Consider the following 16024-nt stretch of genomic DNA (forward strand, 5'->3'; position numbering starts at 1 on the left):
ATAATTGGCTTATTCACCATATAATTTTTTAAACCACTCAACAGTTCTTCGCATACCTTCCTCGGGAAGCACTGACAATTTGAAATCTAAGTCTTTTCTTGCTTTTGATGCATCAGGAGTTTTTATTTTTGTTGTGAAGGGTTCACTTTCTTTATAGATTACCTTTGAATCATCCTTACCGAGGTTTTGTAATATCAAGTCGGAAACATACTTGATATCGTATTGCGTTTCGCCACCAAAGTTGTAGACTTCACCTGACTTAAAATTGCCAATTATGTTTGCAAACGCCCTACAGAGGTCTTCAACATATTCTAACGTGCGTTTATGTCCTAAAAATACAGTGTATGGTTCATTATGCATCGCTTTGTAGATAAATTTAGGTATCCATCCGCGATATGGCGTATAATGCTCACCGACACCATAGACATTAAATAAGCGCATCCTGACAGTTTCGGTTCCAAACATGGCCGCTGAATTGAGAATCTGTAACTCATTTACCCATTTCGAAATGGCATAATCATTCATTTGTTTGATGGGAATATTATCCATAACATCTTCCCGCATTACACCGTCATAATCGCCATAAACTTCTGCACTGCCAAAGAAAATCATTCGAAATTTTTGTTTTTCCTGCAGCCTTAGAATATTTTTGGTTCCAGTTGCATTGGTAGCCCACAGATTTTCGTAATAATCTTCACCGTTCCACCGACCGTATTCGGCGGCAGCATGATAAACGTAGTCAAACTTGTGCTCTGAAAACATTCGTTCCACTTGGCTAAATTTACTTACGTCACAACGTATGTAGTTAGGTTGCCAAGAGTGCATGATGTCACAGGCCCAAGTCTCGTATCCACGATTATTTAGTTCACGAATAAGATTCGAGCCGATAAAACCCGAACCGCCGGTTACTAATACCTTCTGTTTTTTCATATGAGTTCACGCTTTTGATTACTATGATTAAATTTGTTAGCCAAACGTGTAATCGCATATAGGATTATAGCAGTCAATGTTAGAAAGAACCCTATTAAGAGAAAGGCTATTGATGCTAATGCAACGTTGGTAACGATTTCTCTAGTTTTTATAAACATGTCTAGCAACCAAAGACCAAAAGAGACACCTATGATAATGGAAATAGCACCGGGAATTCCAAGAAATGGAAGAGGACGTTCTTCTACGACAAGTTTAACAAGGGACATTACAAGTCCAATGCCGTGAGTAAACGGATTTTCAGTAGAAGTCTTGGCACCTACGCTGGTGGCATACTTGCAGGAAATAGGAACCTCATAAACACGCAACCCAGCCTTGTTAATTGCACGTAACAACTCTACACTGGCGCTCATACCAGTTTCATACATCGATAATTGATCTAAAGCAGATTTACCATAAGCTCTAAAGCCGCTCTGGGCGTCACTAACATTACCTCCGCCATTACTACTTGAGGTGTTAGCTAATTTTGTGATAACCTGAATACCGAATTTTCTATACTTTGGCATATCAGCTGTTCCGCTATCTGCCTTGAATCTGCTGCCAAGAACCACTTCAGCCACGCCATCTTCTATGGGTTTAATTAATTGAGGTATTTCCGAGGGGTCATGTTGTCCGTCGGAATCCAAAGTAACCAGAACGTCAGCGTTTAATTCTTTGGCGCGTTTAAACAGGCTTTGTAAAGCTGCGCCATATCCCAAGTTTTTTTCATGACGAATGACAACTGCACCTAGCCGTTCGGCTATTTCGCTAGTCATGTCAGCTGAGCCGTCATCACATACAACAACGATGTGTGCGTATTTTTGGGCGCCTAAGACAACTCGCGCAATTGTTTTTTCTTCATTATAAGCGGGGATTCCGGCAATTACTAGCAAACCACCACTAACAGCATCAAAGTTATTTAGTGCCGCCCCGTTTGCTTGTATTTCGACCAATCAGTTTAGCACCTTGTTGTCTTCAATTAGCGGTTGCAAGCCATCTTTCAGAGATATTTGCTGTGTGATGACTTTTAACATTTTAGCTTTTGGGTTATTTGTGTGTCTTTCACCGATACTTCTGAAGGGGAACGTTCCATATTGTATTCCTATGTTCGAGGGAAGCTCAGTGACCAAATCAGCAGGTGTCATATCAGTTAATACCGTTAAGCGATTGGCTATGTGTATTTGTGTGTAACAGCTAAGAAAACTGCAAACGATTGGTCGGATGCCCAGCTTTTTGCAGTTTTGTTACCCCAATTTACCGCTATGCTACTGATTTTTTGAGCTAAAGGCGCGCCTACAGTGCGTGTCAGTTTGTCTATCGTGTTTTCCATGGTCTGCTGCAGTTTTTCTATTATGGCCGTCAGTATTTTGGCCAGCTTTGGGCTTCTTATGTTGTCAACGTACCGGAGTGTGAGGTCGAATATGCCTCTTTCAAGCGCGTTTAAGGCTCTAAACCAAATGCGGCGACGTAGAGCTGTTCTTTTAAGTTGAGAAAACTTTGCGGTGGATATGAAAACCTGACTTGGACTGTTTGCTTCAGGGGGGCTTGCACGCTTAAAGATTTTTTCTTTAACATGCAATACGGACCGTATCACCCTGTTTTCATACCCTCTCTCGTCACAAGTAATTAGAAAGGATAAACGCGCTATGTTAGATATAAAAGCTTGCACACTAAAAGGACAAACGCACACTTACTATTTAGTCAAGTTAACTTATGGTCACTTGTTAAATTATGCGGATTTTACGCTGATTTAGTGAATTCAAAAAAAGCGTTTCAGCTGTGTTAAGTAGGAACCAACGAGATAGGTGACACATAGAATTAACGTGATTATTGAAATTATGCAAAAAACGTAAAACCAAGATTGGGGCTGATAAGAAATGGTTACTTCGAATTGCCCTGTAGAGTTTATGAAGAAGCCTGTTAAACCAAGGTATAGGGGCGTAGCAGTAGTTTGTTGACCATCGTATTTGGCAATCCAAGAGCTATCTAAGGATTGACTGGTCACTATAACAAAGGGATCTGTGGCGTTTATGGTTAGTTTCATTTCTGCGGGGTTGATGTTTTGGTATTGTATAAGTGATACGGTCGAGTTTGGGTTAACGTTGTAGAGTTGGTCAAGGTTTTTTGTAACAAGTTGTTTGGTATGGGAAGTCACGTTAACGTTGTTTATCCAAAGGGTATTTTTGACTGGAGAGTCAACGATTAGACCTGAACACCATATTTGTACTTGAATGTTTTTTGTGTATATGTTTGAGGGGCTGAATTGTAGTTTTGGGGTAGTCCAATTAGATTTGCCTTGGGTGGTTTCCGATGTGGCGACGTAGCTTAGAAGGGACCCGTTTGATGCGTACTCAAAAACGCGCAGGTAGGCTTGATAGTAGCCTTGTCCTTTAACGTCTGCTTGAACGTCATAAGTAGTTCCATATACAACGGGGATAGTGGGGGAACCGATTATTTCCCAGTGAAGGGGTGTATTCCAGAGGTTTACTTTAAGTGAACCGTTATCTGCCGTGATTTCTGTTACCCCGTAGGCGCTCGGATAGCTGTTATAATTTGATTTATTTGTCCACTCTTGCAGGGCTTGGGGAGAATTGAAATTCCAGAAGGCAGCGGTCTCGTTGAGGGTTTCGATTGTTATGCTGGTTTGGTTAAATTCTGAAGTGGGGAGAACATACACGAGTGGTTTAGCCGCGTCGTATTCGTAAATGTCGAGTTCTCCGAAGGATTTTATTAAATGAAGATAAGGTTGTTCTGAGAAGAAGTCAGCCATTTTTTCAGGTGACGGCATATTTCTGTTTGTTACGTTGACATCGTTTCGTTGAAGTATGTATTTGATGTTTAGTGAGTCCAGCAGGAGTCTAAAGGTGGTTTGGTTGTTGTTAATTGTCGATTGGGACAGTTGGTTTAGAGCGGTTACCGATTCGGGTTTTAAAACGTAACTGTAGAGGTAATCGGAAGACACTACTGGCTTGTCAATTAATGATACAAGCAGTTGGTCGATTCCGTAATAGCCCCAAGTGTAGGGCATTTGGTAGAAATCATCCAGAGGACTAAAGAGTACTTTGTAGTCGCCGGTTTGGCTATTTATCCAAGACGCCGCGTCATACCAGTAATTGGGAATGGCTACATATGAGGAATAGGGGAAATCCTGCGTTTTGGTTTCAAGAGGGTTAAGAAGCATGGGATAAACTGCAATCAGCAGTATTGCTGCCAAAAAAACAGGAACCCCGACTTTTACTAGGCGCCTGCGTTTTTTAACCGTTAAGTTAGCTAGTTTCGCGGTGCTAAAGCCGATTAGTGGCGCCAAGAAAAGGACCATCAGTAGTGTGAATTTAGTGGTGGGTTCTCGGAACATATTCATTAGTGGCAGTTGATACAGCAAAGCGTCGCTCAAAGGTTCATGGATGCCTTTTGCGAGGAACAGAAAAACGAGGATACCCGCCATTAGGCACACGTTGAGTTTTGATTTGTCGGTTTTAAAGAGTAACGCGGTTGCTGCCAAAATGAAGGGCACAAAGACCAGTATGGCAAGGATAGGTTGGAACGGCGGGGCTTGTGCACCGACTGCTAGGGAGGTATACTGAGAGATTACTAAGGGGCTGGAATATGAGTAGAGGTAGGGGACGTAGTCGGGGAGCCAACTCCAGATGCCGTTTAGCCAAAACAGGTTGAGGAAAGAGGACCGTTCTTGGGTCCAACTCCAACTGCCGATGTTTATTGTGGAATTGAGGGCGTGTGGAGAAAAAAGATAGACGTTGAGGAAAGGCAGAAGCCACCATATGTTAAGGGGGATGGCGGTTAAGGCGATTTTTCCTATAGTTACAAGTAGAGGGCGTAGTTGTTTTCGGTATTTTATTAAATCGTATAGTACTACGAGGAATAATGCGATTAGCATTAGAACAATGTTTGTGGGATTTATGCTTGCCACCGAGAAGGCGATCATTGAAGTGATCGCTAAACAGATAATCAGCCGGTTTGCATGTCGATTTTTTTGGGAGTAAGCGGCAGCCACTGCATTAATTAGCAATGCAACGAGCAGTGGGATAAAGGTGTAAGTCCAAGCCAAGCCCAGATTTAGTCGGCTTTGCATTACGAAAAAATTAAACATGTAAAATATGCTTGCGATTAACGGAGCTACCTGCAGGGCGGGGTAGAGGGATTTTGTGAGATAAAGCATTGAAAGCCCTGCACCGATTAAAAAGAAGATTTGAAAAACGATCTGGATGGCGTTGACGTTTAGCCCAAAGGAGTGCAAGGAAACTGCTATGTACTCGTAGATTATGTAGGCGGGGGTTAAATCGGCGGTGCCCATTGGATTGGGAGACCACAGGTATCTTGCGGTGTTTAGGGTTTTTTGGAAGTTTATGTAGTTTGGGTAACTGTCGCCGTTGCTTATAATGAATCCAGGTTGGAACCAAAAGAGGGGGATAAGCCCTAAGAGGACTATGATAAGGACTGCCAAAAGGGTTGTTCTATGGAGTGCTGTAAAAGTCCTCAAGCGAGTTAGTAACGGCATTACTTTATTTTGAGTGTAACTATATTAATAAAGTTGAAGAAAAAAACGTACTCAGGGCAAACAGGGCATTTAGCAAAAAAGTGGACGCCCGATTCATCGCACATTTGGAACGCCAACACTCTTCATTATCACAAGTTTACAGTAGCCCCTAACCATTTTCTTCCCCAAAACGCGGTCAGAGGTTTTTCTCAACTGTTGAACTCTCAGTCTATCACGGTAGGCATCTGGGAAAAATCTAACATTATAAGAAACAGCCCTCAAGAGAGCAACAGCAGTCTGGGGCTTTTTATAGGAAAACCACAGAGCGCTCTCAAAGAGCAATGCCCCACAGTAAAAAGGCAGTATCCCGAAAACGTTTGCTAAATCATAGTTCTTAAGCAGAGTCCGCAGTGTGTTTCGTTCTCTAAAAAAAATACGTTGATTATTGGTTGAATATTTTGAGGCTTTGAGTACGCCGCCCTCTAGGCTGCCGCCGCTTGCATGAAAAATCTTTGCTGAACCGTTTACTGTGAGTAAATAACCGGCAAGTTGGGCGCGCCAACTTAGGTCTAAATCCTCCGCGAACATAAAATAGTTGTCATCAAAAGCGCCGATTTTTCTAATTACGTCAGATTTAATCAGCATCGCGCAACCGGAAACAAAAAAGACTTTGTTTTTATCTTCAGGTTTTTTTAGCGCTAAGGGATAGCCGAACCTGTCGATGGTCATGCCGAGTTCCTGAAGGGTTTCTCGATTATACAGGTCGTACACTGCCGGAGCGACAATACCCAATGACTCGTCACTCTGGATTGTGTCAACTATTTTTTGTAGAAGGTCCCTGTCTGCGGCTGTATCGTTATTGACTAAGAAAAGGTAGGCAGGATTTTGTTTTTGTGCATATGCTATTGCAAGGTTGTTTCCTTGAGCAAACCCAACGTTTTTTGAGCCCTCTATGACTAAAACGTTTGGGAAGTTTTTTTTGATGAAATTCACTGAATTGTCAGTTGAAGCATTATCGTAAACTATTATCGAGTAATTCGGATAAGTTTGTTCTTGAAGAGAGCTGAGGCAGTTATTTAGGTATTTTAAACCGTTATAGTTGACAATAATTATTGCTACTTTGGGTGCCTTAATCATTATTTATCAACTTAAGGAAGCACTCAGCTGTTATATCCCAACTAAATTGCTTAGCATAATTTAAAGCATTTACACTTAACTTCTCCTTCAACCCGACATCAGTCAAAACATCAATGCTTTTACACGCTAAATCTTCAACATCACCGTTCTTTGCCAGTAGACCAGTCTCGCAGTTTCTCACACTATCACATAAACCGGGCGCATCATAAGCAACCGCAGGTGTACCCAACGCGTTTGCCTCGATAACATTGAGACCCCATCCTTCACGTACGCCTGAAACTAAAAGGAGGGAACATTTTTTGAGCAATGCCCTGCGTTGATCTGAATCTATATTTCCGAAGAACTTTACGCCTGAACCAGCTATACCTTCTAATTGCTTCCTGAAGGGGCCATCGCCAAAAACCCATAATTCAGCATCAGGAACTTTCTGTTTAATGATTTCAAACGCCCGGATAGCATGGTCGGGTCTTTTTGCATGCTTCAACCGACCAGAAAAAGCCACTATGGGTTTTGATTCCTTCCCAGACAAATCCGATAGAGGTTTAAAATTCAAGCCTTCAGGCACAATTGACACATCTCTAAAGCCTAATGCCATCAAATCTTTGCGTGTACTCTCGGAAACCGTAACGGTAGGTATGTTTACGTATTGTTTTAGCCAACGGTTTTCAAGAAAATGATAGCCGACGTAGCTGACGGGGAAGGGCGTTTCATAAAACCAAAATTCTCTGGCTAGCTGATGAATCAGCGCTACCACTTTTTCATGGTTTTTCACAAATTTCTGGGCAAAAAAAGGCTGCGTGTTTATTTCATCAATAACAACATCAAAGCCGTCGTGCCTAAAGCGGTTCAGATAGGCTTTTTTTGCTTCCCCATAAATTCCAAATCGTCCGCCTGCTCTGACGATTTTTATTCCGTCAATGCACTCTTCTTTTTTGCAACCCGCATACTCTGAAGTAAACAAAGTCACGTCATGACCATGGGCAACCCAGCGTTTAGCGACTTCATATGTGAAAACTTCAGCGCCGCCCATGGAAGGGTTTAGCCAGCAACGCCAATTAAACCAGAGTATGTTCATTGCTGATTTCACTTAGGAATAGAGGGGCTATATGTCTTTTGTTACAATTGAACGTTGATACCAACGAGTTATCTTTAGTCGGTATGCGATGCCCAGCAAATCGACAAACATACGCCAAACTTCTTTAGGCTTAAATTGAGAAGTGATATTGAGTGATACAGGCATTTCAACGATTTTTAGATCAAAAAGGTGAGCAACCGCCAATAATTCTACGTCAAAAGCGTAGCGTTTCACGGCAAGGCGGGGAATAATATCGTTAACTGCACTGCGTTTCATTGCCTTTAAGCCGACTTGCGTGTCTTTTAGGTTAAATCCAATCAATAACCTGACTAGCACGTTAAATGTGCGGCTGAGGAACTTTCGGCCAAAGGGCATGGAAACAACAGAATTAGGATGCCATTTGGTAGCGATTACTAAATCAGCGTGCTCCAATTCTTTAACATACATTGAGATGACAGCGGGGTCTATGTCCATGTCGCTATCAATGAAGACTACTATGTCGCCGGTTGCCTCGAAAAAGCCAGTTTTTACTGCATACCCTTTGCCGGTGTTTTTTGGGTAGTGGATAACTTTTACGTGACAGTTTCTTTGAGCATATTGGAGGGCTTTAGTGAAGGTTTTGTCTTTACTTCCATCGTCTACGACCAGAATTTCGTATTGAATGGAATTATCCTTAATCATATGGTCAATGGTTCCCAAGGTGTCCTCAATGAAGATTTCTTCATTGTATGCAGGAAGTACAAAAGAAAAATTAACTTGACCCATTTAGAACCACTTCGTGTTTTCTATTTTTTCTAAAAGACGCCAACTGCAGGATTACGCCCACAGTCAAAGCGAAGTAGGCGCAGTTGGCAACTGATTCTGCAACAAATTCTGAACCGCCGGCTAAGAATACAGCTGCGGCAACTAAAAGAGCAAGAAACCCAGCGATAAAGAGATAACTCCAGTCTTCAATTGTAAGCGCCTGAAATTTTGCCAGAATTTGGCGTATATTAGTTTCATTGCTAGTTGTAGTGATATTGAGCTTCCTAGGCCTTTCCTTCCTATTTATTTATGTGTGCGTTCCTGAATTTAACGTTTCGCAAAAGGCACATTATGCTAATTTATAGTTAATATTTAGCCAATTTATCCATAACATTCCAGAAATTTTGTATTACAATCAAATAGGCAAATACTTGTAAATTGCAATATTATTGCTGTGATACAGCATTTGGAAAGACGAAGGCGCATTTGTTTGCCCATACCATCCGGTGCCGTTAATCCACCAAATTAGATACAGAGGGGCAGGATTATTTGCGTGCGTAGTGTTTGCTGCCTCTGCGGGGTCACCGTAAGAATACGGAATCACCCTGTCGCCATCAAAGTCTAAAGTTGCCCAACCGTAGAAGGCTGAATGCACGAGCAGATTACCGTCTTGGGGCAGATTATTTTTCGCCCAGTTGAGTGCGTTGACAACGTCTTGACAGTCACTTAGCTGAACCGTGTTCTGGAGCATAGATTTAGGAATGTAGGTGGGGTAACTACCATAATAGCTCAGGGCGTCGCTGTTAGGCAGCACCATAAAACCTAAACTCAAAAAGACCAGCAGCGAACCAACCGCCAATTTGTACCCGACATGATACCATCGCCATTTTAGCCTACTAAGACCCTCAACTGCATAAAACGCAAGGGGGAAAATAAGCAGAAGCGTCCAACGGTAAGGTAGTACGCCGCCTAAAAAGAAACTGTTGGGCAGCACCATCGCAAGGACCAAGGGAACCAGAAGCCAAATGAGCCATGCTTTGAGTTGGAGGTTGCTTTTGAAGCGAACTCCAAAGATAAGCAAGGGAACAAGCGGGAGATAACAGAAGGCGAGGAAACCCAAGGTGTTAGTAACTAATGCCAGTTGGGAATAGGAAGTGATGGATTGAAAACCTGCTGCGAAATTGCCCGAATAACCTGTAAATGGAACGCTGTAGAGGAAGTAATTACCGTAAAGTATGCCCAGGAACAGCGATGCAGCAGGAAGGGAACAGAGGACCAATTTTAGTCCTTCGACTTTTTGGTTTTTTAGAAGCATATTCACGATTGTTGCAAGAACAATAAAAAACATGATAACTGTAACAAGTTGATGGGTGAATGCAATCAAGAGAAGACTTAAAGAAAGGATTATTGCGGTTTTTGGGGTTAGATGGTTTTTGTGTAAGCAAATTAAGGCGATGAATAGAAAGATTAGACCCAGTTCGGAGCGGAACATGTCCCATGATATGCGTAAGCTCACAAAAAATAGGGTTGAAAGAAGGGCTACGGTTAGGCTTTTGTTGGGTGACCATGATAGGGCTTTGTTGGCATAGTAGTAGACGGCGAGGGATAGTAAGCCCAAAAGTATGGGGGCAAATATTTTAAGCGTGAAAACTATGGAGGCGCCTGCGGAAGTTACTGTCATCAGCATCAGATAAATCAAGGGCGCTGAAGAGACTAAATGCCAAAAGTCCACGCCGTTAGCTAACCAGTTAAGGGTGTTGGGGACATAATAGGCGATTGTGTCAAATCCAACCAAGTACGGACCCATTAAAATTTCAGGTATGGCTCGAACTATTGTTGGAATCAAAAACGCTATGAAGGGAATTATGAAGGATGCGTTTTTGCTAAACCAAAGAGTACGTTTATTTTGAGCCACTTTTAACCGCCAATTTGGATAAATGTCAGAGTAATAGTGTGTAAGTCGCCAGCCTAAATGCCTTGCGTCTACATGAAGTTCAGCGTTTTTAGGCATTAGAACCTTTTTGTTTCTTGAATACACAAAGAAAGCAGAGTTGTCTTTTGAAGGTTGATTAAAAATAAAAAAAAAGAAAAGGATTGGTTGTTGTTTTATGGGCGTTTGCGTAGGATAAGGATAGCTACGACTGCGATTGCAACAATAATGGCCACTGCGGCTGCTGCCGTGTAAGTCATGATTGCTGAAACAATCGTTGCTTCACTAACTGGGGTTGCTGCGGGTGTTGGAGTTGCTGCTACATCATCTGCTGCAAAGTAGGTCTGAGCGTATGAGCCGCTGTAGCCTTTAGAGCCTGCAAAGGTTGCAATGATCTGGTAAGTGCCAGAAACTTCAGGCTTATACTGCAAAGCAAAAGTGCCTGTCGCATCGCTTGTGACATCGCCTAGGTGTTGATAGTTGCCGTTAGGATCAATAGCATCAATAGTGACTGGGACACCAGTAGTGTTTGTGGGCATAGCTTGGTTCTCGTAGAGGTACTCCATCCATGCAGACATGCTATCATCAGAGACAGCAGGTGTACCTTCTAGAGTGAAGTCATAGAGGTTGTTAGTGTTGCGTCTGCCAGATTGAGTTTGATCAGTAACTGTGCCAGTGATCATTACGCTAGAGCCAACAGTTGCGCCAAGTTGAGGAGCAGAAACGGTAGTTGCACTTGTTCCGGGGCCGATGCAGTAGATTTGGTTGTCAAAGTAGTTAAGACCAACAACTCTGCCATCACCCATCTGCATATACATGCCAGTTAAGTGAGCACCGTTGTCTGCACTCATGCCAAGAAGCGTCCAGATTTCGCTGCCGTCAGTTGCGCTGATGCATCGAATGTTGGGGCCTCTCCACATAGGTTGACCAACAGAGTGCTCGCCAGTGAGCAGATAGATTTTGTCGTCGCAGATTGCAAAGATGTTGAGTGGATAGTTGCCGTAGGGGGATTCGCCGCCGATGTTAGTAGCAGTGTAATTCCAGACTTGTTTGCCAGTAGCCATGTCATAAGCAATGCAAACACCGCCATAACCAGTGGTCAAAAGAGTGTGGTTGTAGTAGTTGGTTTGTGTGCTGTAGTAGTTGTTGTCTGGTTCAGGTTCAGTTTCCCAGAGGGCTTGACCTGTTTTCATGTCAAAAGCCCAGTATTTGAGTTGCTTTGTAGAGTGGAAGAGGACAACGTTATCTTCTGGATAAACGCCGACCATGCTGTATGAGCCGAACATGCCGCTGGTTTCGTTGTTTGCGGTTGGTAGGTAGGGTGCTGAGTAGGTTGTAGTCCAGAGTTGTTTGCCTTCGCTGCCTTGTTCAAGGCTAAGACACCAGAGTTTGGCTTTAACATCGCCTAATTCGTTGTTTTGGCCCATTGTACCAAGGATGACAAACTCATCATCAGTACCAGTGCCGCCAACGCGTACGGTAAGAATTGAGCCTGTCTGGTTAACAATGCTGCTGAGTGCGATTGGTGTGGGTATAGATACGTTGAATGTGTAGCCTGTGCTTCCGTCTAATACACGACCTTGCTGGTAGACTGGACCGCCGCCAAAGCCTCCGCCTTCAGGACGCCACTGCCAGTAAGTAGTACCGGTATTGGGACCAGTTGCGGTTAAGCCCAAAACGTTGGTGTTATTCCAACAGGTCAAGTAGTAGTTGGGGTTTGAGGCTGTACCATAGTTGACAAGGTTGTACCAGAGCATTTCGCCGGTAGCGCCAACCACGTTTGTGCCGCTTTGAGTTGCGTTAGCAATGTAGGCGACAGTTCGTAGAGGTAGTGCGTATCCGTCTTGCATAGCCAAAACAGTACCGTTACCAGAACCCATAGCAGTACCAAGATTAGTCCACAACATAGAGAATCCGCCATGCTGGTTAGGAGACTCATAATCATAGATCTGACCATAAGAAGGCATCTTAGTATTGTTATAGTAACCGAGCAATTCACCAGAGTATAAGTCAACTACGTTAATGCCAGTAGCTAATGATTGTTGTGTGTATGCATCTGCACGATCAGCATAATAGATTCTGCCGTTTAGGATGATAGCGTTGAATTCTAAGCCTTGATAGTGACCAGTCTGATAGCCAGTTTCACCGAAACGCTCATCCATAATACCGCCAACATAATACTGACGAGTCCAAAGAATGTGACTAGTCTCAGTGCCAGTACCATAAACATACCGAGTAGTAGTACCGCCAGATTGACCAACAGGTTGTAGCCATGCACCAGTGCTGTAGGTTGCTTGTAGCCAGTTACCGCCTAATTGACTCCAAAGACGACTTGCGTCGTTAATTGGACGAGTCCAGTAAGCGGTTGGAAGAGGAGACTCATTCCAAAGGGGTAAAGCTTCCGTTTGAACGGTAAAGGTTACAATAGAGCTTTCATCAGCAGTGTAGTATTGGTTGTAGATGTTGGGGTAACCGTATTGTTTTGGTGTTGAAGCGCCACTAACTAGGGTGGTGTTCTTCCATTGTGCAGGGAAAAGAGCCTGAACAGTGTAAGTACCAACCTGATCGGGTGCAAACATTACGTAACCGCCACCAATAGAGTCCTGCTGATTAGTAGGAACATCATAGATGGTAGAGGTTCCATCTGGAGCAGTCACATTAAAAGAAACGCCACTCCAGGTAGCACGGTTGAAAGCACCAGAAATGACACCTTCGGTTTCTCCAGTATCAGGGGGCATGTCAGCAGTCCAGTAGACAAGCAACTGGTCCTGACCAACGCCGATGAGACTACTAGAGACACTACAGTAGACGTAGGAGGTGTGAGAGACAGTATATGTAGCAGCAGAAGCAGAGGGGATAATGGCAGCAGCGACAGAGACGAAGAGAAGCAAAGAGATTACGGTAGCAGTTGTTTTTGCGTTGAATAATTTCCTGCTTTCATTTTTGAGATTTAGAGAATTCACTTATTTTTATCTCCAATTTGTTTATAGAGCAGAAGACGATACGCTAGTTCGCTTTATAAAACTTTTGCAAGTTGAACCTTTCAGGTAGCTCAACACGATAAATTTTGATTAACAACAAAAAGGATACTTTTTGGGACACTTTTTCAAACAATTTTTAGAAGACCCAAAAAAACCGTATTCGCACAAGATTAATATTTGCGGGCTTACGTTAAAAAGCCAAGGCGATAATAGCGAATGATTAAAAATAAACAGGCAAACAGCAGCGTTACCATTGGCTTAAGCATCTTATGCGTAATCCTCCTCGCCAGCACCATAGGAACCCTCATCTACTACAACCACCCCGCTCAAACCAATCCAGACCAAACAGAGTTAGAAGCCCAACTAGAAGAAGCAAACAAAACCATCACCAACCTCAACAGCCAATTAGCCCTCCTAGAAGATGCAAACGACACAATCACTGACTTAAACAATCAAATATCAAGTTTACAAACGCAATTGGCAAACGCTCAATCTGGTGACCAAAGCAGCCAAATAGCCATCCTTCAAACCAAAGTTACCAACCTAAACAAAACAGTCACACAACTTACCGACTACTACAACTCCTTAATGTATGTTCTAAACACTGAACTACACGACACTTCAGTTGCATTAACGGCAGCAAACAATCAAAAAGCAGCATTGCAGACACAGGTAGATAACCTTCGCGCAATCACTAGTCTCAATATGTCGGCAACATGGATCAATCAAACAGTTAATCAGAATGCAGGTTCATTCACCCACTGGAATGACACCGCAGAGTATGCAGGATACATAACGGTTACCTTAACTTCAACAGCAACACCACTCTATGCACACGTAATCTACTCTTCACATGGGGTAGATTATGACGTACAAATCAACATGGCAGGCAGCGGTACCGCGTATTTTCCAGTGTTACCCTCTGATTACGTCGAGGTAATAGTGGGCAACGGCTTGGCATCAGGCTCTGCATCCATCCAGGTAACTGTAACCTATTATTATTAAAATCATTTTTTTCTTCTTTTAGTCATTGTTTACTTTGCAAAGCAACAATCGAGGTATTGGATGCCAAGTGCGCAGAACAGCACCTTAGAATGGCTAACTTAGGATTATTTTTGTAAGGCGTAGAGAGCAGCATCTAAAATTATGGCGTTACCGTTGGAGCTAACGTGCGAGATCGAATTTTGGAACCAGTCAGCACCATCATAGTAGCCATGCAGAGGGTCAGGCGTCATGTTTTCTAACCATATACACATGTTTTTGGTAAAAGTTGAATTCGCCAAAGCCAGAAAAGAAAAGCCCACTTTAGTGTAAACACAAGGGGTAACGACATCGTAGTCATAGTAAGTATTTTGGTTACTGTTTGTTATAGTCCAAGGCTTTCCGTTGGGTCCAACAACCCAGCCATATAGCCAGCCGCGTGTTGTGGTTAAGCCCTCGCTGGGAGCCATGTAATGTCCAGTTTCAGCAAAGAAGGCTTCAGTGGCAAGAATTACCTGTTGTGTTAAAGCCAGTAGACGTTCATGGTCCGCGTTGTTTATCTCAAATAGCGAACTAAGAAGAGGCTCATTGCATATTGGCGCTTTGGGTAATTCGACGCCGAAAGTCGTTATGTTGCCAGAGTTGAAAACGTTTGTCAATATCTTGCTGGGTACGTCTCCGAGTTCTTGAGGCCAAAAACATGCAAACCCACTAATGATAAAGTATGCGTATAAGCCATTACTGGAAGAATATTGTTCCATCCCTTGAACTAGGGCATGATAGTCGCTTCGGGTGTAAACAACATAATTAATACGGTCAGCCAAGGAACTGTTGTAGATTTTGAGATTGTTTAGTGCCAAAAGCAACCGACCGGCATCTGCGCCATCAACCAGAGAAGTTGCTAAATCAGATTGCTCACGGTAATTACGACCAGTTGTTGCATCATAAAACCAAAACGGATAGTTCGTTGTCGCATTTAGTTCTCGAGTTTCCAGAAAAGTCACGACTTTTTCAAATCGTCCAGAAGACCCCCAGGCGCCGTCAACGCCGATTAAGCCTATTTTCTCAGCAGCGATTACAGCTTGAATATAGGAGCCTAAATCCCAATCAGTAAACGCCGGATAATCCACGCCGCCAGAGTAAGGAAGCCCTAACTGAGAAACACCTACCCCGGGCTGGAAGAAATTCCAAGCGTACTGTGCAATTGCCATCCAAACAGTGCTGTTGACGTCTTTTGCGGTCCCAACTACTCCAGGAGCTTTAGGCGTAATTAATAGCGGGTTTTGGGTACTTCCGGGAACATTAATTGGTCTTAAAGGATCAGGTGATGAGGAAGGATTACTGGTTGCTTGAGAAGTCGGTGAAGAAGAAGGGGTGGTTCCGTTTATTGGAGGCTCAACGTTGGGAGTTGATTTAGGGATAAACATAACCATGGAAACTAGTAGAGTAACAATAATTACCACGGTTATGATGATTTTTTTGGTTCCACTCAAATGCCAAATCCGTTTTTTGCCTGCTTGGGTGTCAGTGGGTGAAGACCAAAATTTCTTGTGCATAAAAGAGAACCTTTGCGGACTTACCAAGCCGTAAATAGCCTCAAAAGGAAAAATACGGTTCGGTAAAAGGTTTTTTACCCTATTCAAGCCCACCAGCCCACAACATACTTCTAATCGGAAGATATGCTAGGCGATGTAATTTAAGATTACCCCAAATTG

Annotated in this window: 11 protein-coding genes; 1 reads left to right on the forward strand and 10 read right to left on the reverse strand. The window is 43.1% G+C overall.

Features of this window, described 5'->3' with window-relative positions; genetic code table 11:
* Positions 1-9: 9 nt before the first annotated feature.
* The 9 genes from NWE92_08525 to NWE92_08565 all read right to left on the reverse strand — a co-directional run bounded on the left by NWE92_08525 (position 10) and on the right by NWE92_08565 (position 13310).
* The gene (locus NWE92_08525) at positions 10-930 is read right to left on the reverse strand and encodes an NAD(P)-dependent oxidoreductase (protein ID MCW4029676.1); all 921 of its coding nucleotides are present in this window, start codon (positions 928-930) and stop codon (positions 10-12) included.
* A complete protein-coding gene (locus tag NWE92_08530) occupies positions 927-1919 on the reverse strand; it encodes a glycosyltransferase family 2 protein (GenBank protein ID MCW4029677.1) in 993 nt (330 codons plus the stop codon). The genes NWE92_08525 and NWE92_08530 overlap by 4 nt, the downstream gene beginning before the upstream one ends.
* A gap of 218 nt (positions 1920-2137) precedes the next feature.
* On the reverse strand, positions 2138-2560 hold the full coding sequence (locus tag NWE92_08535; GenBank protein ID MCW4029678.1) for a hypothetical protein: 423 nt from the start codon (positions 2558-2560) through the stop codon (positions 2138-2140).
* A 165-nt stretch (positions 2561-2725) separates the two neighbouring features.
* Positions 2726-5428 carry an alpha-(1->3)-arabinofuranosyltransferase family protein gene (locus NWE92_08540; protein ID MCW4029679.1) on the reverse strand — a complete coding sequence of 901 codons (2703 nt, stop codon included), beginning with the start codon at positions 5426-5428 and terminating at the stop codon, positions 2726-2728.
* A gap of 147 nt (positions 5429-5575) precedes the next feature.
* A complete protein-coding gene (locus tag NWE92_08545; protein MCW4029680.1) occupies positions 5576-6598 on the reverse strand; it encodes a glycosyltransferase family 2 protein in 1023 nt (340 codons plus the stop codon).
* Positions 6591-7673, reverse strand: a complete 1083-nt coding sequence (locus tag NWE92_08550; GenBank protein ID MCW4029681.1) for a glycosyltransferase family 4 protein — start codon at positions 7671-7673, stop codon at positions 6591-6593. The genes NWE92_08545 and NWE92_08550 overlap by 8 nt, the downstream gene beginning before the upstream one ends.
* 27 nt (positions 7674-7700) lie before the next feature.
* Complete coding sequence (locus tag NWE92_08555; protein ID MCW4029682.1) at positions 7701-8438, reverse strand: glycosyltransferase; 738 nt, start codon at positions 8436-8438, stop codon at positions 7701-7703.
* Positions 8439-8832: 394 nt separating this feature from the next.
* Complete coding sequence (locus NWE92_08560; protein ID MCW4029683.1) at positions 8833-10428, reverse strand: hypothetical protein; 1596 nt, start codon at positions 10426-10428, stop codon at positions 8833-8835.
* A 95-nt stretch (positions 10429-10523) separates the two neighbouring features.
* Positions 10524-13310 (reverse strand): PQQ-like beta-propeller repeat protein, encoded by a 2787-nt coding sequence (locus NWE92_08565; protein ID MCW4029684.1) that lies wholly within the window; start codon positions 13308-13310, stop codon positions 10524-10526.
* Between the two features lie 234 nt (positions 13311-13544).
* Between NWE92_08565 and NWE92_08570 the strand changes: the two genes are divergently transcribed.
* On the forward strand, positions 13545-14333 hold the full coding sequence (locus NWE92_08570; GenBank protein ID MCW4029685.1) for a hypothetical protein: 789 nt from the start codon (positions 13545-13547) through the stop codon (positions 14331-14333).
* Between the two features lie 104 nt (positions 14334-14437).
* Here NWE92_08570 and NWE92_08575 read toward each other — a convergent pair whose 3' ends face one another.
* Positions 14438-15865, reverse strand: a complete 1428-nt coding sequence (locus NWE92_08575; GenBank protein ID MCW4029686.1) for a DUF3131 domain-containing protein — start codon at positions 15863-15865, stop codon at positions 14438-14440.
* Positions 15866-16024 lie beyond the last annotated feature (159 nt).

Source organism: Candidatus Bathyarchaeota archaeon (assembly GCA_026014745.1).
GTDB lineage: Archaea > Thermoproteota > Bathyarchaeia > Bathyarchaeales > Bathycorpusculaceae > Bathycorpusculum.